The organism is Thalassovita mediterranea, assembly GCF_001458435.1.
Taxonomy (GTDB): domain Bacteria; phylum Pseudomonadota; class Alphaproteobacteria; order Rhodobacterales; family Rhodobacteraceae; genus Thalassobius; species Thalassobius mediterraneus.
The window spans coordinates 420626-444468 of the sequence record NZ_CYSF01000006.1; the positions used below are offsets into that span (position 1 = coordinate 420626).

Consider the following 23843-nt stretch of genomic DNA (forward strand, 5'->3'; position numbering starts at 1 on the left):
CTTGCCCCAAAGCCGCAGCATGCGTTGCGCGCAAATCTTGGCAGAGGCGACCCAGATCATGACCATGCACACACCCGTTCCGGCGAAATCCCGCGTGACGCCCCCACCTGCCCCAGCGGGTCTGGCTGACATGCAGCTGCCGGTCACCATGATGCGGGACATTCTGCTGAAAACATGTTTCCGCAAATCCCTCAGCACCATTTCAGAGATGGCCGAAGCGGTCTGCCTGCCCCGCAACGTGGTGCAGGAACTGATCGACCTGTGCCGTGAACAGAAACTGATGGAGGCGATGGGCACCCTGCACGCCGGTGCGGGCAATGAAATGGCGTTCCAGCTGACCGATGCGGGTAAATCGCGCACGCAGGACGCGCTGGCGCAGTCCGAATATTACGGCGCAATGCCCGTGCCGCTGGAAGTTTATCGCGAACAGATCAAACGCCAATCGATCCGTGACATCCAACTGACCCGCAAACAGCTGACCGACGCGATGGGGCATCTGGTGCTGCCGCCGGATCTGCTGTCAAACCTTGGCCCCGCGGTCAGCTCTGGCCGGTCGATCCTGATGTATGGCCCGCCGGGCAACGGTAAATCTTCGATCTCCAACGGTATTCGCGATGCGATGGGGGATAAAATCTATGTGCCCCGCGCCATCGAATATGCCGGTCAGGTGATCACCGTTTATGACCCCATCGTACATTCCAAGGCCGAGGCAGAGGCGCAGGATCCCAATTCGCTGCGCCGTGCGAAGGGGTTTGATACCCGCTACGTGCGCTGCGATCGCCCCACCGTGATCACTGGTGGTGAATTGACGCTGGATATGCTGGATCTGACCTACAACGCCACCGCCCGCACCTATCAGGCACCGCTGCAATTGAAGGCGACAGGTGGCATCTTCATCGTCGACGACCTTGGCCGTCAGCAAGAACCGCCGCAGTCGCTGGTCAACCGCTGGATTGTGCCGCTGGAAGAGTCCAAGGACATTCTAGCCCTGCAATCAGGTGAGAAGTTCGAGGTTCCTTTTGACACGCTGGTGGTGTTTTCCACCAACTTCCATCCTAACAAGATCTTTGACCAAGCGGCATTGCGCCGGATTTTCTACAAGATCAAAATTGACGGGCCTGATCAGAAAAACTTCCTCAAAATCTTCTCCCTCGTGGCGAAGAAGAAGGGTATGCCGCTGGCAGAGGATGCACTGGTGCATCTGCTGCATCGGAAATATCCGACTATTGGCAACATTTATGCAAACTACCAGCCGGTGTTTTTGATCGACCAGATGATTTCGATTTGCGAATTTGAGGGTATACCCTACCAAATGACGCCCGAGCTTATCGATCGTGCATGGGCGAACATGTTCCTCAAGGACGAAGATATCGTGAAGTAACGGGTTCACACACTGGTCAACCTAATCACGCCGCCCTAGCTTGGGCGGCATGACCGCGCTGTCCCCAGAACTCCCAAAACAAATCAGCAACTGGTTCACCGATCAGGGTTGGTCGCTGCACCCGCATCAACGCGATATGCTGGCACGCAGCGGCGCGCCCGCGCAATTGCTGATCGCCCCCACCGGCGCGGGCAAGACGATGGCGGGGTTTCTGCCCACCTTGGCGGAGCTGGCAGATGGTGGGCACAACGGGCTGCACACCCTTTATATTTCGCCGCTAAAGGCACTGGCGGCAGACATCAAGCGCAATCTAGAAACGCCGGTCGCGGGCATGGGCCTGCCGATCCGCATTGAGGACCGCACCGGCGACACCCCCAACAGTCGCAAGCGCCGCCAACGGGCCGATCCGCCCCATATCCTGCTAACCACGCCGGAAAGCCTGGCCCTGCTTATGTCCTACGAGGATGCGCCGCGCATTTTCCAAGGATTACAGCGCGTTGTGGTGGATGAAATCCACGCACTGGCCGAAAGCAAGCGTGGCGATCAGCTGATGCTGGCGCTGTCACGGCTCAGCGCGCTGTGTCCTGACCTGCGCCGTGTGGGCCTATCGGCCACCGTCGATGATCCTGCAGCCATTGCACGCTATCTGGCCCCCACAGGCTGCGCCGTTCTGCACGCGGATGCAGGCCCCGCGCCGGACATCACCATGCTTCACACGGATGAGGCGCCACCATGGTCAGGTAGCGGTGCCGCCTATGCGATCCCTGCGGTGCTAGAACATGTGAAACAGCACAAAACCACGCTTATCTTCCACAACACCCGCGCGCAGGCAGAGGTGTTTTTCCACAATCTGTGGCTAGCCAATGACGACGCCCTGCCAATCGGTATTCATCACGGATCACTCGACCGCGCACAGCGCGAAAAGGTCGAGGCAGCGATGGTTGCGGGCCAATTGCGTGCCGTGGTCTGCACCGGATCGCTGGATCTGGGGATCGACTGGGGCAATGTGGATCTGGTGATCCAGATCGGCGCGCCCAAGAATGTGAAACGGCTGGTGCAGCGCATTGGCCGCGCCAATCACCGCTATAACGCCCCGTCGAAGGCCATATTGGTTCCCGCCAACCGGTTTGAGGTGATCGAATGCCTCGCTGCGCTGGAGGCGGTGCAGGACGGCGATCTGGACGGTGACCCCCGCCCCACTGGCCCGCGCGATGTGCTCTGCCAGCATATCCTGCTGTGCGCCTGTTCCGGTCCGTTTGAGGCCGATGCACTCTATGCAGAGGTGACGCAGGCTGGGCCTTATGCGGATCTGACCCGCGCGGACTTTGACGCCTGCCTGACCTTCTGCGCCACCGGCGGCTACGCCCTGCGTGCCTATGACAAATGGCAGCGCTTGCAACAGCGCCCGGACGGTCAGTGGCAGTTGCGCGATCCCCGCAGCGCCGCCCTGATCCGCCAAAACGTCGGCACCATTCAGGACACCGACACGCTAAAAGTCAAAATGCGCGGTCGTCATGGTGCGCCGTTGGGCGAAATTGAAGAGGGGTTTGCCGCCTCTCTCACTCCAGGTGATACATTTCTGATCGGTGGACAGATCGTGCGCTATGAGGCGCTGCGCGAAATGGTGGTGCAAGTCAGTCGCGACAAGGGGCGCAGGCCCAAGGTCGCCACCTTCATGGGCACCAAATTCGCCACCTCGACCCAGCTGAGCCAACGTATCCTGCACCTGCTGAACCAACCGGATTGGCCCGCCCTGCCCGCCCACACCGCTGACTGGCTGCACCTGCAGCGGCAAATGTCCGAACTGCCCCGCCCCAGCACCCTGCTGATCGAAAGTTTCCCCCATGACGGGCTGGCGCACACCTGCATCTATGGCTTTGCGGGCCGCAATGCGCAGCAAACCCTCGGCCTCCTCGCCACCCGCCGGATGGAGGAGATGGGGCTGGCGCCCTTGGGCTTTGTCGCCACGGATCAAGCAACGCTGATCTGGGGGCTGGAGGAGCTGCGCGATCCTGCGCCACTGTTTGATCTGACCACGTTGGAGGACGGGCTGGAGGGTTGGCTATCATCTAACGCACTGATGAAACGCACATTCCGCAGTGTCGCCACCATCGCCGGACTGATCCAGCGCAACATTCAGGGGCAGCGTAAATCAGGGCGGCAGGCGACGTTTTCGTCCGACATCCTATACGACACGCTGCACCGCTATGATCCTGATCACCTGCTACTGCAGATCACACGAGAGGAAGCATTGAGCGGCCTCATCGACTTCGCCCGCCTACGTGATCTGGTCGCCCGTGTGCAGGGGCGGATCAGCCACCGCCATCTGGACCGCATCACCCCCTTGGCCGCCCCTCTTCTGCTGGAGGTGGGCAAGGTCCGCATTGATGGGGAAGGCCGTGAGCGGCTACTGCGCGAGGAAACCGCGAAGCTGATGCAGGACGCGGGATTGGCGGAAATCTGATCAACCATAGCGAATCTCTTGCAGCCCAAGATTTGGTGTGCACACTCATAAGTATGAGCAGATATTCCTTCACCCTCGCTGGACAAAGTTTGGAAGCCTTGCCATCCGGGGCGTTATTTTGGCCTGATCAGGGGCTACTTTGCGTATCTGATCTGCATTTCGGTAAAAGTGAGAGAATAGCTCGATTGGGTGGTTCCATGCTGCCCCCCTATGACACGCGCGACACGCTGGCACGGCTAGAAAAAGATCTGGCGCGGACGCGGGCGAAATCGGTGATTTGTTTGGGCGACAGTTTCGACGATTCGATCGCTGCACGCGGGATAAGCGAACAGGAATTCACCTGGATCACACGTCTACAGGCTGGCCGCCATTGGGTGTGGATTGAGGGCAACCATGACCCAGGCCCACTGGCCATTGGTGGCACTCATATGTCCGAGCTGCCATTGCCGCCAATTCAGTTTCGCCACATCGCCCAAGCCGGAAGCGCTGCGGAGATTTCTGGGCACTACCACCCCAAAGCACGCGTCAAAACCAAGGCTGGTGAGATCAGCCGCCCCTGTTTCCTAATCGACAGTGATCGTGTGATTATGCCTGCCTATGGCAGCTATACAGGCGGGTTGTCCTGTGAAGATCCAGTCTTGGTCAATCTGATGCGCCCAGAAGCGTTGGCGGTTCTGACCGGCGACGTCGCCCAACCGATACCGATGCCCGGACGGCGCAAATCATTACACGACTAAGCGACAGTACAATCCGCAAGTAGGCATCTGCGTTACGCAGACGCGTCAAATTGGGCGAGAATACCCGCCTCTTCCAGCTTGGGGCGTGCATAGCGGCTAACAGGGACAGAACGGCCATTTTTCAGCAGCACCGCCAGTTGTCCGTCCTTTTTGGAAAGACTGACAATTGCCGCTTCGGCCACCCAATGTGCGCCATGCGTGATGAAACCGGGCACCGCGTCCATTTCCGCAACCGCATCAGAAAAACTCATCCGCAAGGAAACCAAGGCGCCGTCCAGCTCAACGTCGACGAAATGATCGCGTGCTGCCAGATGCAAAATCGGTCCAGTGGTCCCCGTAGGCATGCGCGCCATCAAACGACAGTCGCCATCGGTACTGACTTCCGGGTCGTGCGGTTCATTTGCGGCATCGCCCATCATCCCAAGCGGATCATAGGACATTTGCTGCACTTCTTTTGGTGCCTCGCGCGACAACAGTTCTTCGTTGTGGTTGATGCGGCGCAACGCTGAGAGAAGTCCACAAAGAAGCATCACGAACAACAGCACCCTCAAATAGCCATTCGCACCAGAGGCAGCTTCGACCCGATAATATACCGCCAAGCCGTAAACCAGCGGGCTCAGACACAGGGTCAAAACGGTCACATGCAGAATTTCGCGGAGCGTGTCAGAAATTTCGCCCCAAATATGGCGGCGCAACGATCGGATGAAAGTGCTGAGAAACACAGAACTGGCGGAAATTAGCCCCCAAAACACACCCCGCTGCCCCCAATCGAGGCCACTGTAGGTGCCAAACGGCCCCATAATTGTTCCCGCCAGTGCCGCCAGCAACCAGATGGTTAACACACGGGGTACAAACAACCGCTGAAATGCTGCGGCAAAAGACTTTAGAATTCCTGAAATCACCCGGTCCGCCAACCCACCTGCAAATAACGACAACGGCTTGCTGTTCCGTCAAGCACAGCTTCACGCTCTTATAATACGTTCGCGCGCACCATAGTCTTAGCAACGAGTCTGCATAGGGGGAAAAACAGCGGAACTGCCGCTGCTGTGGGAAAAACGACTGCTTCCGCCACAAGTCGCGACAAGTAGCTACAGTTTTATGAAAAAAGGCAGCGCGTGTTGATCGCGCTGCCCTCACTTGATCAGGCGGTCAGGCCTTCCGGCTCTGCCAGACCGTTGGCACGGCAGCAGGCGGTCACTGTGTTTGCCAACAGGCAGGCGATGGTCATCGGGCCCACACCACCGGGAACGGGGGTGATCGCACCGGCCACTTTGGACGCGCTTTCAAAATCGACGTCGCCGACCAGCTTGTTCTTGCCGTCGCGTTCGATGCGGTTGATGCCCACGTCGATCACGGTGGCGCCTTCCTTGATCCAGTCGCCGGGCACCATTTCGGGGCGGCCAACGGCGGCAACCACGATGTCGGCCTGTTTGACCACACCGGGCAGATCCTTGGTGCGCGAGTGCGCGATGGTCACGGTGGCGCTGTCGTTCAGCAACAGCTGCGCCATCGGTTTGCCAACGATGTTGGAACGGCCAATCACAACCGCGTTCATGCCAGAGATGGAACCGTGGTAATCACGCAGCATCATCAGACAACCCAGCGGGGTGCAGGGGACCATGGATTTCTGACCGGTGCCAAGCAGACCCACGTTCGAGATGTGGAAGCCATCGACGTCTTTTTCAGGCGCAATGGAGTTGATGATCAGATCTTCGTTCAGGTGACCGGGCAGCGGCAGCTGCACCAGAATGCCGTGAACCGCAGGATCGTTGTTCAGCTGGTCGATCACCGCCAGCAGATCCGCCTCGGACGTGTCGGCATCCATCTTATGCTCATAAGAGTTCATGCCCGCTTCAACGGTCTGTTTGCCCTTGGAGCGCACGTAAACCTGGCTTGCGGGATCTTCGCCCACCAGAACCACCGCCAGACCGGGGGTAATGCCGTGATCTTCTTTCAGGCGGGTGACGTGTCCCGCCACCTGTTCGCGCACTTTGGCCGCAAAGGCCTTGCCGTCAATCAATGTTGCAGTCATCTGCATCCCCTCTCTTAAACGTCGGTCCGGGCGTAGCTGTCCCGGTAGTGATCTTTCTGCATCCGTGTTGCCAGCACGGCGTTTTTCATCAGTGTCGCCACCGTGACCGGACCAACGCCGCCCGGCACGGGGGTGATCCAACCGGCCACCTCGGCGCAGCTGTCAAAATCGGCGTCGCCCACGGTCTTTCCATCCACGCGGTTGATGCCAATGTCAATTACTGCCGCGCCGGGTTTGATCATGTCGCCAGTCACCAGACCGGGTTTGCCCACGGCCACAAACACCGCGTCAGCCGCACGCGAGTGCATGGCAACAGAACGGGTCATGTGGTGGCACACGGTGACCGTCGCGCCCAGCCCCATCATCAAGAAGGCGATGGGCTTGCCGACGATTTCGCTGTGACCGATCACGGTGACGTTCAGACCTTCCATCTGCAAAGGCAGCGTTTTCAGGATCTCCACCGCAGCAACAGCGGTACACGGGCCAAGCGCCAGATCGTTATAAACGATGTTCCCGATGGAGGCAGGGTGCATCCCCTCCACATCCTTCAAGGGATGCACGGCCTTTTGCAGGGTTTTCACCGGAATATGGGCCGGCAGCGGGCGCTGGATGATGATGCCGTTCACGCGCGGGTCGCCATTCAGGCCCTGCAGCACACCGGTCAGCTGTTCCAGCGAGATATCTTCGGGGTAGTTGCGCGCCTCAAACTGCACTCCGGCGCTTTCGGCCGAACGTTGCTGGTTGCGCACATAAAGCTCTGAGGCCGCCATGTCGCCAACGCTGATCGATACCAGACGTGGCTGCCAGCCCTGTTCAGCTAGCGCGTTGGCTTCTACGGCCACTTCGTCACGCATCTGCTGGGCGATGGCCTTGCCATCAATGATTTGCGCTCGCATCGGGGTATTTCCTTCTTCGTTCAGGCGTTGCCGCCTTTATGCGGGCTTCGTCACATGGGGCACATCCCGCCCCAAAAGAAACAGCCCAGAGCCTGTGCTCTGGGCTGTTCAGGATCAGCGCCTGATTAGAACAGGCCTTCAATCAGGCCTTCGTCGTTCAGGCGGATGCTTTCCGACGCAGGTTTGCGGGGCAGACCCGGCATGGTCATGATCTCACCGCAGACAACCACGATGAAGCCAGCACCTGCGGACAGGCGTACTTCACGTACCGGAACCGAGTGACCGGTGGGCGCGCCGCGCAGCGACGGATCGGTCGAGAAGGAGTACTGGGTTTTCGCCATGCAGACCGGCAGGTTGCCGTAGCCCGCTTCTTCCCACTCGCGCAGCTGGTTGCGGATTTTGTTGTCCGCCAGCACTTCGTCAGCGCGGTAGATACGCTTGGCGATGGTTTCGATCTTCTCGAACAGCGGCATGTCGTCGGGGTAGATCGGTGCGAAGTTGGCGGAGCCACCTTCAACGATTTCCACAACTTTTTCTGCCAGCGGTGCGGAGCCTTCCGAACCCAGTTCCCAGTGACGCGACAGAACCGCCTCAACACCGTGCTCTGCACAGTAGCCTTTTACAGCCTGAACTTCGGCGTCGGTGTCGGTGACGAAGTGGTTGATGGCAACAACAACCGGAACACCGAAGGATTTCACGTTCTCGATGTGACGGCCCAGGTTGGCACAGCCGTTCTGAACCGCTTCGACGTTTTCTGCACCCAGATCCGCCTTGGCAACGCCGCCGTTCATCTTCATCGCGCGCACGGTGGCAACCAGCACAACCGCGGACGGTGCGATGCCTGCTTTACGGCATTTGATGTTCATGAACTTCTCTGCACCCAGGTCCGCGCCGAAGCCTGCTTCGGTGACAACGTAGTCTGCAACTTTCAGCGCGGTTTTGGTTGCGATGACCGAGTTACAGCCGTGCGCGATGTTGGCGAACGGGCCGCCGTGTACGAAGGCGGGGTTGTTTTCCAGGGTCTGAACCAGGTTCGGCTGCATTGCGTCTTTCAGCAGAACGGTCATTGCGCCTTCGGCTTTGATGTCGCGGCAGTAAACCGGGGTCTTGTCGCGGCGGTAGGCTACGATGATGTCGCCCAGACGCTTTTCCAGATCTTCCAGATCGTCGGCCAAACACAGGATCGCCATAACTTCGGATGCAACGGTGATGTCGAAACCGGTTTCACGGGGGAAGCCGTTCGATACGCCGCCCAAGCTGGCGGTAATCTGACGCAGAGCGCGGTCGTTCATGTCGACCACCCGACGCCATGCAACGCGACGGATGTCGATTTCCTGCTCGTTGCCCCAGTAGATGTGGTTGTCGATCATGGCCGACAGCAGCGAGTGGGCCGAGGTGATGGCGTGGAAGTCACCGGTGAAGTGCAGGTTCATCTCTTCCATCGGCACAACCTGTGCCATGCCGCCGCCTGCTGCGCCGCCCTTCATGCCGAAGTTCGGACCCAGCGATGCTTCGCGGATACAGATCATGGCGTTTTTGCCGATCTTGTTCAGGCCGTCGCCCAGACCAACGGTAGTGGTGGTCTTACCTTCGCCCGCCGGGGTCGGGTTGATCGCGGTCACCAGGATCAGTTTGCCGTCTTCGCGGTCCTGAACCGAGTTGATGAAGTTCTGGCTTACCTTGGCCTTGTCGTGGCCGTAGGGCAGCAGCTCTGCCGCGGGGATGCCCAGACGGTCGCCGATTTCTTGAATCGGCTTCTTGTTGGCCTCGCGGGCGATCTCAATATCTGTTTTAAAGCTCATGGGTCGCCCTCCCGGCGTACTTGAGTGATCTTTCTTCTCACCCAAATAACGACGCGTCACGAGGGGCTGCACCGCGAAATCCGACATTTCCCGCGCGGCTTGCGTCGCGGCGACACGCACCATATTCCGCAAGGTAAGCTAATGTAGCCTATAGGAAACTTAACGACCCTTTTTGGCCGAATCTAGCGCCGCGTGCGCACCTCATCGTAGTGCGCCCATTCCGGCTGATCGGGGATGAACAACTGCATACTGTCGCCAAGCCCAATTTCGCCGGGCCGTTCAACCCATGCAGTCACACCGCGCTTGGCCCAAGCGGCAGCACGCAGCCCCCGCGCGGGGGTATCCGCCGCGGCCTCGATCACCGGAATCGGCAAGTTACACGGGCGATTTTCCATATCGACCACCAGCGTCGCACCGGATGGGGCCTGCAATCGGCTACTCGGGGGCAGACGGCTAAAATCGGGAATACCACGCAGCAACACTGTTGTGCCCAGCCATGCGGGATCGAAGTCATTGATCCCAAGTTCCGCGGCAATCGCCTCCAGATCTTCGGCAGCCATGAGGCAGATCTGCCGCGTGTTACGAATCATTGTCCCACGCGCATGCATCGCGGCCACGCGGCCACAGGCGGGGCGGTTTGTTCCCGCATGTGAATCGGCCACAACACCTGCCCAGTCGAGCTGCAGAACCTCTGTCGGGCTGGATGCCAAGGACTGTGCGCGGTCCCTGACCACCCCCATCCATTCGATTGTTCCGTGAAAATCGGTCTGTTTCAACGCTGGCATTCCCGACCCTTTCTGCCTGTGGTCCTAACGGACTACCCGAACCTGGGACTGGTCGGGCAGGTCACACAGTATGGCGGCGCGCGTAGAACACAACTGCCGAAAGTGTCGCAAAGGCAAAGCCAACCTCGACCGTTTCTTCGACAATGATCGCGATCAGGTTGGTCAAATCGGAGATCTCGATTCCATAGGGGGCCAGTTTGCGGTCAAGCCCATCGATCTGGCTACTGAGTGCTGCAAACCCAAGTCCAAGGGCCACCAGTTTTGCCCAGAGTTCACCACCCGAGACTGCACGCAATGTGAGACCTGCCCCCATCCACAGCATATGCAAAGCGGCTGTACCAATTACCGCAATCAACAAACCGGACACCACCTGATGCCACACGGGGACCGGAGAGGTGAAAATTGCGATCTGCAACAGTCCTGGTTCAAACCACCAATTGTGAAAATCCAGTTCCCGCAAAGCGAGGAACGCAATGAACACCGGAACAGACCAAAATTGCCGCCCGCCATTTGCAACCACGAACGCGCTCAACAACGCAGCGAACGCCAAGCTGATAAACGCCGCCTGCTCGAAAGCTCCGGTTTCTTTGGTCAGTGTCAAAGCCCACCCGCCACCATGAACGCTGGCCACCAACAGCAGCAACATCGAGATAAAGAACGCAAGGAGCGTCCCAGGCTGTAGCGCGGCCCACATCGCGCGGGAAAACACATCATTGCAATCATTGGGGCAGGTCGTGGTCTGGGGCATTGTCGTCATTTCTTTGTAAGCAGAGGACCGCCCACATAAGGTCCGGTCTTTGCACAACAAGCCCCAGAACATGCAAAAGCCCCGCAAAGGCGGGGCTTTCACAGCATCGTGTTCGATGTCAGTTAGATCAGCTCAATTCAGGTTCCATACCACCGTCGCCCGATGGCTTGGACTTCGGTTTGGTTTTCGGGATCGCTGCCACAGACGGGGCATTGCCAGCGTCGGAATTGTCATCCTCATCCTCGCTTGCGTAAGGCGAGTCGCCGCGCATCACGCGCTTGATCTCGTCGCCGGTCAGGGTTTCGTATTCCAGCAGGCCCTGCGCCAGACGCTCGAACTCTTCTTCGTTCTCGGTCACCAGCTGCATCGCGTGCTCATAGGCCTCTTGGATGAAGCGTTTCACCTCATCTTCGATCATCTCTTTGGTGTTCGCAGAGACGGAAAAGCCACCAGTGTTGCCCGAATAGCCTTCGTGCGCCTCGGCGTAGTCGATGTTGCCCACCTTGTCGGACATGCCCCAACGCAGCACCATCGCACGCGCCAGCTGGCTGGCCTGCTGGATGTCACCGGCGGGGCCGTTCGATACGTGATCAGCACCGTATTTGTGGATCTCTGCCGCCTTACCCGCCATGGTCATGGCCAGTTTCTGGTGACATTCGTCCTTGTGCCAGTTCAGACGGTCCATTTCGGGCAGCGACATCACCATCCCCAGCGCACCACCGCGCGGGATGATCGTTGCCTTATAGACCGGATCACATTTCGGCAGTTTCAGACCGACCAGCGCATGGCCTGCCTCATGATAGGCAGTCATTTCTTTCTGTTCGGCAGTCATGACCACGCTGCGGCGTTCGGCGCCCATCATGATCTTGTCCTTGGCCTGCTCAAAATCTTCCATGGTAACCGCACGGCGACCTACACGGGCCGCCATCAGCGCCGCTTCGTTCACCAGGTTCATCAGATCCGCGCCCGAGAAACCGGGGGTGCCGCGGGCGATGATACGCAGATCCACATCAGGACCCAGTGGGGTCTTGCGCGCATGCACGCCCAGGATCTTTTCACGGCCTTTGATGTCGGGGTTGCCGACGGTGATCTGACGGTCAAAACGACCCGGACGCAGCAGCGCGGGATCCAGAACGTCCTTACGGTTGGTCGCCGCGATGATGATCACACCTTCGTTGGCTTCAAAACCGTCCATCTCAACCAGCAACTGGTTCAGCGTCTGTTCACGTTCATCGTTACCGCCGCCATAACCGGCACCACGGTGGCGACCTACGGCGTCAATCTCGTCGATGAAGACGATACATGGCGCGTTCTTCTTCGCCTGTTCAAACATGTCGCGCACACGGGATGCACCGACACCAACGAACATCTCAACGAAGTCGGAACCCGAGATCGTGAAGAACGGCACACCCGCCTCACCCGCAATCGCACGGGCCAGCAGCGTCTTACCAGTACCCGGAGGGCCCTCAAGCAGCGCACCTTTGGGGATCTTGCCGCCGAGACGGGAGAATTTCTGCGGGTTACGCAGGAATTCAACAATCTCTTCCAGTTCTTCCTTGGCCTCATCGATACCAGCGACATCGTCAAAGGTCACGCGGCCGTTCTTTTCGGTCAGCAGCTTGGCTTTGGATTTGCCAAAGCCCATCGCGCCACCTTTGCCACCGCCCTGCATGCGGTTCATGAAGTAGATCCACACGCCGATCAGCAGCAGGAAGGGTAGCAGGCTAAGGATAAAGGTTTGGAAACCCGATTGTTGCTGGCTTTCGGCAGTGACGGGAATGTTTTCCGCGATCAGCATTTTAGTGACTTCGGCGTCGTCCGGCTTGATCGTCACATAGTCACGACCATCGGTGCCACGGAAGCGCACGGCCTCGCCATCCAGCGTGACGGAACTGACTTTGTCTTCGTCAACCGCCTGAACAAATTCGGAATAGGGGATGGAATTGCTTTGCAGGCTGCCGCCAGAGCCACTGAACATATTGAACAGAGCCAGCACCAGCAGAAACAGGACCACCCAGAAAGCGATGTTTTTCGCGTTGCCCAAGGAAAATCTCCCAATATTCGGTTGCCACCGCAGGTATCACAGGCGGCACCTTACTTAAATAGAGATCCTGCGCCCATCTTCAACGAGATACCAGCCATTTACCAAAATCGCGGCAGAAGGGCGCAAGTTCGCCGTGCCAGCCCTGTTTTGCCTCCACCAATGGCGCCGAAATCAGCTGATCGTTTCGCCACACCGCCGGATCTGCCATCACCGCCGCCGCAGGGCGTAGAGAATCGCGCCAGTTTGGGCAGGAACGCAGGCCCGCTTCGCCCATCGGTGCGATATGATGATCCGGCGCTGCTGGACCGGTGATCTGCCAGCGGGTGTCAAACACCGCCGTTGGATCGCTGCGCAGACCGGCAACGGCGGCGTGTTCGCGGTGCAGGTAGATCGCCCCCTTGCGGTGCGTCATACGCACACCGGCCAAAGTGGCCCCCTGCCCGTTCAATGCACTGCTGCGGAACTGTGCTAGCTCCGCCCCCCGCGGCCCGTAGCCCTGCCCGTTGATCCACAACAGCGCATGGGTCAACAAACGGCGCTGCAATTCCTCAGGCAGATCAGCGAAGGGGGCGGCAGCAATCGCCAAATCGCCCGCTATTTGATCAACATGGTCGCCCACAAACTGCGCCACCGCCCAGTTAAGGGCATGCCGCGCCTGCCCCAGCGCCTGCGCGGATTGCGCCAATTGGTCTATGCTGACGCCTTGATCCGAGAGGCCCGCAAGTGCCTGCCTCATTCGCACGCGCTCAAACTGTGGGTTTTCATTGCTGGGGTCATCGACCCACTGAATGCCGCCTCTCCGCAGTACATCGCGCAATTCTTCGCGCCCAACGGACAACAAGGGGCGATGAAAGCGCACTCCATCTACTTCTTTCACAGACGCCATAGCGGATAGGCCATCCACCCCTGCCCCACGCGCCAGCCGCATCAACAGCGTTTCCGTCACATCATCGCGGGTGTGCCCCAAAAGGACCGCACCGATTCCGCGCTCGGTCGCCCATTTGGCCATGAGCTGGTAGCGGGCGCGGCGGGCGGCATCCATCAGGTTGCCGCCCGCCGCGCCCGCCTGCGCCCATTTCAACGTATCATGCGAGAGCCCAAGGGCGGCTGCCTGACGTGCAACCTCTGCCGCCTCAGCCGCAGCTTCCGACCGCAGACAATGATCAACTGTGACCACATGCAGCACACGGCCATCGGAGTGCGCCCATTCCGCTGCCATATACATCAATGCGAGGGAATCACTGCCGCCAGAGACCGCCACCCCGAGCGGTCCCGCCGGTAGTTTTTGTAATGCCGCCGCCAATTGGTGGGCGGGCATGACCGTGGTCATGAGCAGGACAGGCGACCGCGCTCTGCCTCTGCGATTGCCACAGAATCCGATCCCGGGAAACGCAGGCCAACTTCGGCCAGTGTCACACACGCCTCAGCCGTCTGGCCCAACTGGCCCAACGAATAGCCCAATTTATAAAGAGCCTCAGGTGCGCTATCGCCCTGCGGAGCAGCGCTGAAGGCATCCAGATAAGCCCGCGCCGAGGATGTTTGATCACCATTTCCCGCCAAGGCATCGCCCCGCAGCAAATGCGCCAAAGGTGCCAGCGGGCTGCCAGGGTAGCTATTGAGGAATCCATCCAGCAATTCCAACGCCTGTGCATATTCGCCCGCATTCAGCGCAGCATCCGCGCGTTCAAAATCAGCCTCTTCACCGATGGCCAGTTCTGGCCCATCCACGATACCGGCATCCGGCGCGACGGGCACAGCGATTTCGTCACCATTGAGATCGCCGCCCAGCGTACTGCCCTCGGCGAGTGAAGCGATATCGCAGCCGTCTTCCAATTCGCACAGACGGAACTCCAAATCACCGACGCGGTTGCCGCCATCGGTAGCGACACGGTTGATGCGGAATTCCAACTCTTCGGTCTTGGCAGTGAGGCGCTGCATCTGGCCTTCGATCGCGTTGACACGCTGCAACAGCGTTCCACCGATCGCCCCTTCTGGGGCACCGGTGGTATTCAATTCACGTTTCAGGCGCTGCAGGTCCACATACAGGACCGACAGCTCCTGACGGATATCCGCCAATGTCTGATCCCGATCCTGTGCCACAGCATTCTGCGGTGTGGCAGTAGCCATCAGAGCAGCGATAACAAACCAGCGCATCTGCGTCCTCATCCTGTTGGTATGGGCAGCGCTCAAGGCGAGCCCGATACACCTTCACCACGTCGATTAGCTCGACAGACCAGCCGACAGAACCGTCACGCCGCGACGGTTTTGCGAATAACAGCTTTCGTCGGAACAAATTGCCAGCGGGCGTTCCTTGCCAAAACTGACCACTTTCAGGCGGTTCGGGGCAATGCCACGCTGGATCAAGTACTGGCGCACCTCACTGGCACGCCGCGCCCCTAGGGCGAGGTTATATTCACGGGTGCCTTGTTCATCGGCGTGACCTTCGATCACGGCACTGAAATCCATGTTCTGCAGCAACCAATCGGCCTGCAGGTCAAGCGTTTGCGCCGCCGAAGGCGACAACGTCGACTGGTTCACCGCAAACAGCACGCGGTCCCCGACAGTTTGCTGGAAATAAGCAGGTGAACGCGGATCGCCTGCAGCGCCATCCACCCCGTTCGTGGGATCACCGCTCAGGTAGACGTCGTTGCCTACATTATTGGGATCAGTACAAGCGGCCAGCGCCACCACTGCAGTCAGCATAAGTGCCCGTGTCAGACCTTTTTTCATCATCGTCTCCTGCCCTGTTTGGCGTCTCTGCGGCGCGTCTGCCCTATTAGGTTTGCAAACCACCCCGAAGGTCAAGTCTTGCATTCCGCCAGCATCACTGACGGAAGCCGTTCGATTGGTTCCGCCTCATTCTTGCAGCGGCGACCATGCGGGGTCAGATCCCCCACCCTGAGTGCGCACGCGGCGCAGGTTGCGGCCTGTGATATCCACCGAATACAGGCTGGACTTGCCGTTTGCGCCCTGTGTTTCGCGGGTGAACATAATCACCCGACCGTTCGGCGACCAGGTCGGCCCTTCATCCAGGAAGGACGAAGTCAGCGGGCGTTCCTCGGATCCATCCGTGCGCATGACGCTGATATGGAACCGACCTTTGTTCTGTTTGGTAAAGGCAATCAAATCCCCGCGCGGCGACCACACCGGGTTACCATACTGCCCTTGGCCAAAACTGATGCGGCGCGGTTCGCCACCGTTTGCATCCATGATGTACAGCTGCTGCGTGCCGCTGCGATCGCTCTCGAACACGATCCGGCTGCCATCGGGACTATAGCTGGGCGCAGTTTCAATCGACGGCGCCGAGGTCAGGCGCTGAGACCGGCCCGAATTGATGTCCATTTTATAAAGGTCGGTATTGCCGCCCTGCGTCAGCGAGTAGACCACCGTTTGCCCATCTGGCGAAAACCGCGGCGCAAAGCTCATGGTGCCATTCTGCTCTTCCAGCACGCGGCGACGCACCGAGGCCACATCCAGCACATAGATCCGTGGGAACCCCGTTTCATACGACGTATAAAGAATGCGGTCCCCCGTGGGCGAAAAGCGTGGGGCCAAAACGATGGACCGGCTGTCGGTCAGGAATTGCACATTAGCGCCATCGTAATCCATGATGGCCAGTCGTTTCTTACGATCATTCTTGGGGCCGGTTTCGCTGACATAGACCACGCGGCTGTCAAAATAACCGCTTTCACCGGTGATCCGGCTATAGACCGCATCCGCCACCTTATGTGCCATGCGGCGCCAACCGTCCTGCGTGCCAGTGAACTGCAACCCGCTGCCCAGTTCGGTTCCGGCAAACACGTCATAGAGGCGGAATTTCACCGTCAGGCGGCCACCCGATTGCAGGCTGACCGCGCCAGTGACCAGCGCCTGTGCGTTGATCGCTTTCCAATCCGCAAACTGCACGGGGCTGGAAAAGCTGGTCACACGGCTGATAAAGGCGCTGTCGGGAATTTCACGAAACAGCCCCGTGCCACTTAGGTCGTCGGCCACCAGTTGCGCAATGTCGCGGGCCAACTGTCCAGCGTTGCCACCTTCGGCGACAAAGTCCGGCGCCGCAAAGGGCAAGGGTTCGATCACACCTTCGGTAATCTCAATCCGCAAAGGGGCGGCTTGGGTCTGTGCGGGCAGGCCCAGCGTCATCCCCAATGTCATTGTTGCCGCGAGGCAGGTCAGGAAACGTCTGATCATTTGATCCTCATCTTTTCCGGATTGAAGGTCATTTCAATCTCTCGCCATTGTTCGTATTTTTCTGCGGGCAAAGCAAAGCCTCGCGCGCCGCAGCGGATAATTGCGCGGCGTGCCGCCTGAAATGCCTGATTGACCGAACCGCCGGTGCCGCCAGAACTGGACACCATGCGGATGGTGCCCACGTTAGGCTTGCCATCCTCTGACATCTCAACCGCGACAACCACGGTGGTGTTCAGCGCCGCGCTGGACAGCGATCCGGTGTTCCAGCATTTCTGCACCGCCACCCGCAACGCATCCTTTTCCCCCGCACTCAGCGGCGGACCAGAGGGGCGCGCAGGACGCGGCGGTTCTGTTGTTTCTTCATCCGCCAGACCTGCCAACAGGTCATCAACGGCGGATTGGGTGTTATCGGGCGCAGGCTGCGCAACCTCACGCGGTGGTTCGGGGCGGTTGGGGCGCAGGCGCGGACGCAGGGAACGGGACAGGCCGACATCGTCGCCCTCTTTCGCCTCGGTCACAATCTCGGTCGCGGCGGCCTCTTCGACGGTGCGTTCTTGTTCGGGCAGTTGTTCTTCACCGGCTTGGTCCGAGGTTTCCACCTCTTGGGCCACATCAGCCACCTGATCCTCGGGATCGGGCTGTTCCACCGGCGTGGGGGCCACACGATCTGCCGCCTGCGGACGCAACGGTTCTGGGGTCACGGGGCCGTCGGTTTCAGGCGCCTCTGGCTCCGGCGCGATCACTGTGATGTCATCTGCAGGGGGCGGCGCGGGTTGTTCTGGTTCAGGCTCTACCGGCTGCGGCGGTTCAGGGCGAGGTGGCGGGCGCAGCGGCGCAGCCTCTTCCGGCTGCTCTTGCGGAGGTTCAGGCACCACCACATCCGTGGCCGCTGCATCAGGGGCGGTCGTGTTAAATAGGCTGTCAAATTCCGCCTCAGAGATGGCCGTAACCTCCGTCACCTCAAACGGTTCGGACGAGGGCTGAAACGCCCCGCCGAACAGCACCCAGCCAATAAGGCCGACATGTGCAACGCCTGAAATGCTGTAGCCGATCTGCATCTGCTATCAGTTCCCTGTGGTCTCTGTCTCTGCGTCCAGCGCGGGGCCGCCTGTGTCTGTCACCAGACCAATGTTGCTAAAGCCCGCGCGGTTGAGCGCGCCCATGACCTGCACCACGTCTTCATAAGGAACAGCCCCATCTGCGCGCAGGAAAACCCGATCACCGTCCCGTTCGGCGGCAATAGCGCGCAATCGTCCAACCAGATCAGCGCGCGCCACTTCGGTTTTCTGGATCATCACGGTGCCTTCGGCGGTGATGGTGATCGCCAGCGGCTCTTCCTGTTCACCGGGCAGCGCCCCTGCGGCGGTCTTGGGCAGTTCCACAGGCACACCCACGGTCATCAAAGGTGCAGAAACCATGAAGATGATCAACAGAACCAGCATCACATCCACAAAGGGCGTGACGTTAATCTCTGCCATCGGTTGGGCGCCACCACGACGCGCGCGTCTACGCCGCCCGCTGCCGCCTGCCCTCTTTTTCATCACACCCGCGCCCATGGATCACAGATCCAACTGGCGGCTAAGGATGGTGGAAAACTCATCAGCGAAGGCCTCATAGCCCGCAATGATCCGATCCGCGTCGGCCGACAGCTTGTTGTAAAACACCACTGCCGGGATTGCCGCCAACAGGCCAAGGCCAGTGGCCAACAGCGCCTCTGCAATACCGGGTGCCACAACGGCAAGGTTCGTCGACTGCTGCTCCGCGATGTCGATGAAGGCGACCATGATACCCCAAACGGTGCCGAACAGACCAACGAAGGGCGCGGTAGAGCCGACGGTCGCCAGAATTGGCAGGCCGTTTTGCAGCCCCTCCGCCTCTTTCGCGATCGCTACGTCCATGGACCGATCAATCCGCGCCTGCGCACCGGCGATCAGCCCGCCATCGTCACGGTGCGAGCGGCGCCATTCGATCATGCCTGCGGCAAAAACCTTTTCCGAATGCCCCTTGGGATCCGGCCCGATCTGATCAAAGAGGCCATCCAGCGGCTCCCCCGACCAGAACGCGCGATCAAACCGCGCCGCTTCCCGTCGCGCAGCGCGGTAGGAGATGGTTTTCTGAATGATAATCGACCAAGACCAGAACGACGCCACAATCAGCAGCAACATCACCAGTTTCACGGTCAGTGTGGCGCGTGCAAATAGTGCCCACATGGAGAAATCAATCTCCTGCGCCAAGGCAAGGGTTTCTGTTTCCATAAGCCTGCTCTGCTCTCTTGGGCCGTTTGTCGGCCCTTGTTTACATGGCAAGCTATCGTAAAATCAGGGGGAAAGCCATCAAAATGGCGTCAGCACGCGCCTTTCCGCCTAAAATTGATCAGGTTTAGTTAACCATCCGGCGGATGTTTGCCGGCATGCGGGCAGGTTGGCCGTCTTCATTCATCATGATCACCGTAACCACGGCGTGAAACAGCGCCTTACCCTGACACATCACCCATTGATCCATCACCAGACGCGCGCCGGTCACCTGCGCCACCTCGGTTGTCACGATCAGCTCATCGTCCAGCTTGGCAGGGGCCAGATAATCCGCCTCCACCCGCCGGACGGCAAAGACGAAGCCTTCGGCCTTCATCTCGTTTTGATCAATACCGATCTCACGCACCCATTCGCTGCGACCACGTTCAATGAACTTCAGGTAATTGGCATAATAGACGATGCCCGCCATGTCGGTGTCTTCGTAATAAACGCGCACGGGGAGTTCGTAGATCATCTGCCTGCCTTTTTTATCGGGTCTTATGTAATCCGGTGATCGCACCGTAGCAGACGTTAAATCGGCTGCAAGCCATAGCTGGCCAGCGCCTCATAAATCGGGCCATCCGCAGTGAGGGTTGATTGGTAGAGGGAGAAGGTCACCCCCTCCTCCAGCGGCATCATCGTCGCGCCCTGCGACAGTACAAACGCCGCCAGCCGCGCCTGCGCATCGGGCGGCAGGCCGCGCTGAAACCGCACCAGCGTCACATGCGGTTTGAACCGACGACGCGGCAGGTCGATCCCTGCCCCGCGAACCACCTGCGCCACCTTTTCCTGTAGATGCAGCAGTTCCGGCACCCGTTCGGCCAGCATCACCAAGGCGTTCGGGGATTTGCCGCCCCAAACCTCCAGCCCCTGTAATTGCAGGCGCACCTGTGGCAGTCGCAGATCGCTTAGGCCCTCATGCAGCGGTTCCAGCACATCGTCCGCCTGCGCATCCAGGAAAGCAAGGGTCAGGTGCAGGTTCTCCTCCTCCACCTCGCGACCAATTCCCAGCCCCTCGGCCACCCCCAGCAGACCGTCGCGCAAGGTTTCCGGTAGATCAAGGGCGATGAACAGCCGCCTCATTCGCCGCGCTGGATTTGGTCGCTGTCATCCTCGATCACCAGATCGCCCTGCACCTGCAACCGGGCATAAAGGCGCAGCGCGTGGGATGGATCGCGGTCCGATCCGGGCATCAGTGGCGCATAGGCGGCGCGGATCACACCGGCCACATCGGGCCGCAGGATCACATTCTCACCGGCAATCGCCAATGGCGAGGTTTCCGCAAACGCCGCGTTCGACCACAAGAGCATCACCTGAACCACCTGCGTCAGCGCCAGCGTTTCAGCAGGCATCTTGGCCATCGCGTCGTCCATCCGCACAAAGACAAAGGCCGCCTGAATGGCGCCCAGATCATCAAACCGGAAGCCGCGATATTGATTGGCATCCTGTTCCTTCAGCTTGCCCACCAACGTGGCCAAATCGGGCACCAGCTGGTCAAGGTTCGGCACGTCCAACAGTTCATCCCACTCCTTAAAGAAGAAGAACATCAGGTTCGCGCCCAGCTCTGGATCGGTTTCGGCCATCTTGTGACCGGCGAGGGCCACCACAGCCTCCAATGCGCCCTTCACAATTTCCAGCGTCTCTTCCTCAACGCCGAAAACCACCGGCACAATGGGACGCCCCCAACGGGCAAAAACATAATCGCCGCCGTCACGGGTAAACAGCGCCTGAACAGCTTCGGGAGAGAGGGCTTCGGGTGTCATTCTGGATCCTTCAGATACTTGCCCCATTTTCGCGCAAACACATGGGCAAGGTCCACCCCCTGCCAGTCCGCAAATAACAAGACGAAGCCAAAAAGATCGGCCATTTCATCCTCTAGCTCACGGCGCAACGTATCGGGATCGCCATCACTGCCGCGCGAACGACCAGAGAGTTTCAGATAGGCCGATGATACCTCGCCCAATTCCTCCATCATCTTGCCGAGGTAGAAACTGCCATCCCGCGTCACATCGAAATTGTCACCGTATATCTGGCCAATCCGCGCAGCGATGTCTTGCAACGCGGCCAGATCGCGTGGGGTTTCGGGGTCGTTATTTGCCAAAGAGGTTGCCCTGCTCTTTCTCACTGCGCTGTGGCGCCTCCAGCCCCATGTGGCGCCATGCCTTCGCGGCCAGCATCCGGCCGCGCGGGGTGCGCTGGATCAGGCCTTGTTGCAGCAGGAAAGGCTCAATCACCTCCTCCAGCGCATCGCGGCTTTCACTCAGGGCGGCGGCGATTGTTTCAATCCCGACGGGACCGCCGCCGTAGTTTTCAGCAATCAGGGTCAGATAACGACGGTCTGCGCCATCAAGGCCCAGATCATCCACCCCCAGCCGCGTCAGCGCATGATCGGCCAGCGCCTGCGTAACCTTGCCGTCGCCCTCAACCACTGCAAAATCCACCACACGGCGTAGCAAACGGCCCGCGATACGGGGCGTGCCGCGGGACCTTTTGGCAATCTCACGCGCGCCATCCGGCGTGGCGGGCGCGCCCAGCAGTTTGGCGTTGCGGGTCACAATCTCGTTCAACTCATCCACAGTGTAGAACTGCAACCGCGTCGGGATGCCGAAACGGTCGCGCAGCGGCGTCGTCAGCAGGCCCAAACGGGTGGTGGCGCCGACCAGCGTGAACGGCTGCAGCTCGATCCGCACAGTGCGCGCGGCGGGGCCTTCGCCGATCACCAGATCCAGCTCATAATCCTCCATCGCGGGATAGAGCACCTCTTCGACCGCAGGATTAAGCCGGTGGATTTCGTCGATGAACAACACATCGCGCGCCTCAAGGTTCGTCAGGATCGCCGCCAGATCGCCTGCTTTGGCCAGAACCGGCCCCGAGGTCATGCGAAAGTTTACCCCCAGCTCCCGCGCCATGATCTGGGCCAGCGTGGTTTTCCCCAGACCGGGGGGACCGTGAAACAGAGTGTGATCCATCGCCTCGCCCCGTTGGCGGGCCGATTGGATAAAAACGCGCAGGTTCGCGCGCGCCTCTGCCTGACCGATGAAATCGCCCAGTTCCTGCGGACGCAGGGCGCGGTCGTTGTCTTCGGGCAAGGGCTCTGGCCGTAGGTTCGGGTCGGCGTCAATCATCTAGCTTATCCCTTCGGCGCCAAAAGGATCAGCGCGGCGCGGATCAGATCCGATGTGCCTGCCTCCGGCGCGTCTTGTGCGGCCTGCGCGACAGCGCTTGCCGCCTCTGCCGGGGCGTAGCCAAGGTTTGACAGCGCCGACAGCGCATCAGACTGCGCCGCTGCGGATTGCTGCGCCACCGTCGGTTCCGCCTGTTTACGCGGCTTGCGTTTCGGGGCTGGCGTATCTTCGATCACCTCAACAGGTTCAGCGACCTCGGTTCCCATCGCAGCCGACAGCGTGCCGCCCATCGCCATGACGCCGGGGGCCTTATCCTTCAGCTCATGCACCACACGCTGTGCCGTTTTCGGCCCCACACCCTTCGCGGATTTGATCGCCGCAATATCGCCGAGCGTAATGGCGCGGCTGACACCTTCAGCACCCAAGGCCGACAGGATCGCCAGCGACGCCTTCGCACCGATCCCCTGAACCGAGGTCAGCAAGCGGTGCCATTCCTTTTCCAACAGCGTCGGAAAGCCGAAGAGCTGCATCAGATCCTCACGCACCAGCATATCGGTATAAAGCGCCACCGCCTCACCCGCGTGCGGCAGGGTCGCCATGGTGCGATCCGAGCAGTAGACGATATAGCCCACGCCGCGCACGTCGATCAGCACGTGATCCTCGCCGCGATAGTCCAGAATACCCGAGAGTTTACCAATCATCTGCGCACCTCTTTAATCCGCAAGCCACCTGTACCACCGGCTGCGCCCAGTGCGGCATTCAAACCCGGTCCGCGCGAATAATGCGCGTGACAGATGGCAATGGCCAGCGCATCCGCCGCATCCGGCCCCTCAATCACCACGCCGGGCAGCTGCATTTTGACCATGTGATCGACCTGCTGTTTCGCCGCGTGGCCGACGCCAACCACGGTCTTCTTCACCTTGTTCGGAGCATATTCACCGACGGGCAATCCAAACTGCGCCGGAACCAGCAAGGCAACACCACGCGCCTGACCCAGTTTCAGGGTGCCAACAGCGTCTTTGTTCACGAAGGTCTGTTCAATTGCCGCGGTGTCGGGCTGAAAGCGGTTGAACACATCGGTCAGCTGTTCATGCAAAGACAGCAGCCGTTTTGCCAGATCTTCACCCGAATCAGATTGGCACACCCCGTTGGCAATGTGACTCAGACGGCTGCCATCCGCCTCAATCACGCCCCAACCGAGGTTGCGCAGGCCGGGATCGATCCCCAAAACGCGCATCACTGCCCCCTTTTTATCACCTTTTTTTCAAGCAGTAGCACAAAGGGGGAACAAACGCCAAGCCCAAAGCGGAACAGGCAAAAACGACACCCACGGTAAATTCGCGTCAA

Annotated in this window: 24 protein-coding genes; 3 read left to right on the plus strand and 21 right to left on the minus strand. The window is 59.7% G+C overall.

Going from position 1 to position 23843, the window contains the following annotated elements:
- Nucleotides 1–64 precede the first annotated feature (64 nt).
- The 3 genes from TM5383_RS05955 to pdeM are packed head-to-tail and all read left to right on the plus strand — an operon-like array spanning nt 65 to nt 4582.
- Entirely contained in the window at nt 65–1381 is a 1317-nt protein-coding gene (locus TM5383_RS05955) for a DUF8689 domain-containing protein (protein WP_143570220.1), read from the plus strand.
- Nucleotides 1382–1430: 49 nt separating this feature from the next.
- Nucleotides 1431–3845, plus strand: coding sequence for a ligase-associated DNA damage response DEXH box helicase (locus TM5383_RS05960; protein WP_058318101.1), 2415 nt, complete (start codon nt 1431–1433; stop codon nt 3843–3845).
- Between the two features lie 53 nt (nt 3846–3898).
- Complete coding sequence (pdeM, locus tag TM5383_RS05965) at nt 3899–4582, plus strand: ligase-associated DNA damage response endonuclease PdeM (RefSeq protein WP_058318102.1); 684 nt, start codon at nt 3899–3901, stop codon at nt 4580–4582.
- A gap of 32 nt (nt 4583–4614) precedes the next feature.
- Here pdeM and TM5383_RS05970 read toward each other — a convergent pair whose 3' ends face one another.
- The 21 genes from TM5383_RS05970 to ruvC form a co-directional block, all read right to left on the minus strand.
- Nucleotides 4615–5424, minus strand: a complete 810-nt coding sequence (locus tag TM5383_RS05970) for a LytTR family DNA-binding domain-containing protein (RefSeq protein WP_143570197.1) — start codon at nt 5422–5424, stop codon at nt 4615–4617.
- 299 nt (nt 5425–5723) lie between these two features.
- Nucleotides 5724–6614 (minus strand): bifunctional methylenetetrahydrofolate dehydrogenase/methenyltetrahydrofolate cyclohydrolase FolD, encoded by an 891-nt coding sequence (folD, locus tag TM5383_RS05975; RefSeq protein ID WP_058318104.1) that lies wholly within the window; start codon nt 6612–6614, stop codon nt 5724–5726.
- Nucleotides 6615–6628: 14 nt separating this feature from the next.
- The gene (locus TM5383_RS05980) at nt 6629–7510 is read right to left on the minus strand and encodes a bifunctional 5,10-methylenetetrahydrofolate dehydrogenase/5,10-methenyltetrahydrofolate cyclohydrolase (protein WP_058318105.1); all 882 of its coding nucleotides are present in this window, start codon (nt 7508–7510) and stop codon (nt 6629–6631) included.
- Between the two features lie 125 nt (nt 7511–7635).
- A complete protein-coding gene (locus tag TM5383_RS05985; protein WP_058318106.1) occupies nt 7636–9312 on the minus strand; it encodes a formate--tetrahydrofolate ligase in 1677 nt (558 codons plus the stop codon).
- 182 nt (nt 9313–9494) lie between these two features.
- Complete coding sequence (locus tag TM5383_RS05990) at nt 9495–10097, minus strand: MOSC domain-containing protein (RefSeq protein WP_058318107.1); 603 nt, start codon at nt 10095–10097, stop codon at nt 9495–9497.
- A gap of 61 nt (nt 10098–10158) precedes the next feature.
- Nucleotides 10159–10917, minus strand: a complete 759-nt coding sequence (locus TM5383_RS05995) for a hypothetical protein (RefSeq protein WP_143570196.1) — start codon at nt 10915–10917, stop codon at nt 10159–10161.
- 55 nt (nt 10918–10972) lie between these two features.
- On the minus strand, nt 10973–12889 hold the full coding sequence (gene ftsH, locus TM5383_RS06000; protein ID WP_058318109.1) for an ATP-dependent zinc metalloprotease FtsH: 1917 nt from the start codon (nt 12887–12889) through the stop codon (nt 10973–10975).
- Nucleotides 12890–12968: 79 nt separating this feature from the next.
- Nucleotides 12969–14219, minus strand: coding sequence for a tRNA lysidine(34) synthetase TilS (tilS, locus tag TM5383_RS06005; protein WP_058318110.1), 1251 nt, complete (start codon nt 14217–14219; stop codon nt 12969–12971).
- Entirely contained in the window at nt 14216–15043 is an 828-nt protein-coding gene (ybgF, locus tag TM5383_RS06010) for a tol-pal system protein YbgF (RefSeq protein ID WP_058318111.1), read from the minus strand. Before ybgF ends, tilS begins: the two co-directional genes overlap by 4 nt.
- 66 nt (nt 15044–15109) lie before the next feature.
- Complete coding sequence (pal, locus tag TM5383_RS06015; RefSeq protein ID WP_058318408.1) at nt 15110–15619, minus strand: peptidoglycan-associated lipoprotein Pal; 510 nt, start codon at nt 15617–15619, stop codon at nt 15110–15112.
- Nucleotides 15620–15745: 126 nt separating this feature from the next.
- Nucleotides 15746–17044, minus strand: a complete 1299-nt coding sequence (tolB, locus tag TM5383_RS06020; RefSeq protein ID WP_370695964.1) for a Tol-Pal system beta propeller repeat protein TolB — start codon at nt 17042–17044, stop codon at nt 15746–15748.
- Between the two features lie 32 nt (nt 17045–17076).
- Nucleotides 17077–18138, minus strand: a complete 1062-nt coding sequence (tolA, locus tag TM5383_RS06025) for a cell envelope integrity protein TolA (protein ID WP_058318113.1) — start codon at nt 18136–18138, stop codon at nt 17077–17079.
- A 6-nt stretch (nt 18139–18144) separates the two neighbouring features.
- Nucleotides 18145–18636, minus strand: a complete 492-nt coding sequence (gene tolR / locus TM5383_RS06030; RefSeq protein WP_058318114.1) for a protein TolR — start codon at nt 18634–18636, stop codon at nt 18145–18147.
- Nucleotides 18637–18639: 3 nt separating this feature from the next.
- Nucleotides 18640–19335: a protein TolQ gene (gene tolQ, locus TM5383_RS06035; RefSeq protein WP_058318115.1), complete on the minus strand. Its 696-nt coding sequence runs from the start codon at nt 19333–19335 to the stop codon at nt 18640–18642.
- Between the two features lie 124 nt (nt 19336–19459).
- The gene (ybgC, locus tag TM5383_RS06040) at nt 19460–19846 is read right to left on the minus strand and encodes a tol-pal system-associated acyl-CoA thioesterase (RefSeq protein WP_058318116.1); all 387 of its coding nucleotides are present in this window, start codon (nt 19844–19846) and stop codon (nt 19460–19462) included.
- A gap of 56 nt (nt 19847–19902) precedes the next feature.
- On the minus strand, nt 19903–20454 hold the full coding sequence (gene thpR / locus TM5383_RS06045; protein ID WP_058318117.1) for an RNA 2',3'-cyclic phosphodiesterase: 552 nt from the start codon (nt 20452–20454) through the stop codon (nt 19903–19905).
- Nucleotides 20451–21134 (minus strand): hypothetical protein, encoded by a 684-nt coding sequence (locus TM5383_RS06050; RefSeq protein WP_058318118.1) that lies wholly within the window; start codon nt 21132–21134, stop codon nt 20451–20453. Before TM5383_RS06050 ends, thpR begins: the two co-directional genes overlap by 4 nt.
- The gene (locus TM5383_RS06055) at nt 21131–21472 is read right to left on the minus strand and encodes a nucleoside triphosphate pyrophosphohydrolase family protein (protein WP_058318119.1); all 342 of its coding nucleotides are present in this window, start codon (nt 21470–21472) and stop codon (nt 21131–21133) included. The genes TM5383_RS06050 and TM5383_RS06055 overlap by 4 nt, the downstream gene beginning before the upstream one ends.
- Entirely contained in the window at nt 21462–22496 is a 1035-nt protein-coding gene (gene ruvB, locus TM5383_RS06060; RefSeq protein ID WP_058318120.1) for a Holliday junction branch migration DNA helicase RuvB, read from the minus strand. The genes TM5383_RS06055 and ruvB overlap by 11 nt, the downstream gene beginning before the upstream one ends.
- Before the next feature lie 5 nt (nt 22497–22501).
- Nucleotides 22502–23197: a Holliday junction branch migration protein RuvA gene (ruvA, locus tag TM5383_RS06065; protein ID WP_058318121.1), complete on the minus strand. Its 696-nt coding sequence runs from the start codon at nt 23195–23197 to the stop codon at nt 22502–22504.
- Entirely contained in the window at nt 23194–23733 is a 540-nt protein-coding gene (gene ruvC, locus TM5383_RS06070) for a crossover junction endodeoxyribonuclease RuvC (RefSeq protein WP_058318122.1), read from the minus strand. Before ruvC ends, ruvA begins: the two co-directional genes overlap by 4 nt.
- Nucleotides 23734–23843: the final 110 nt, after the last annotated feature.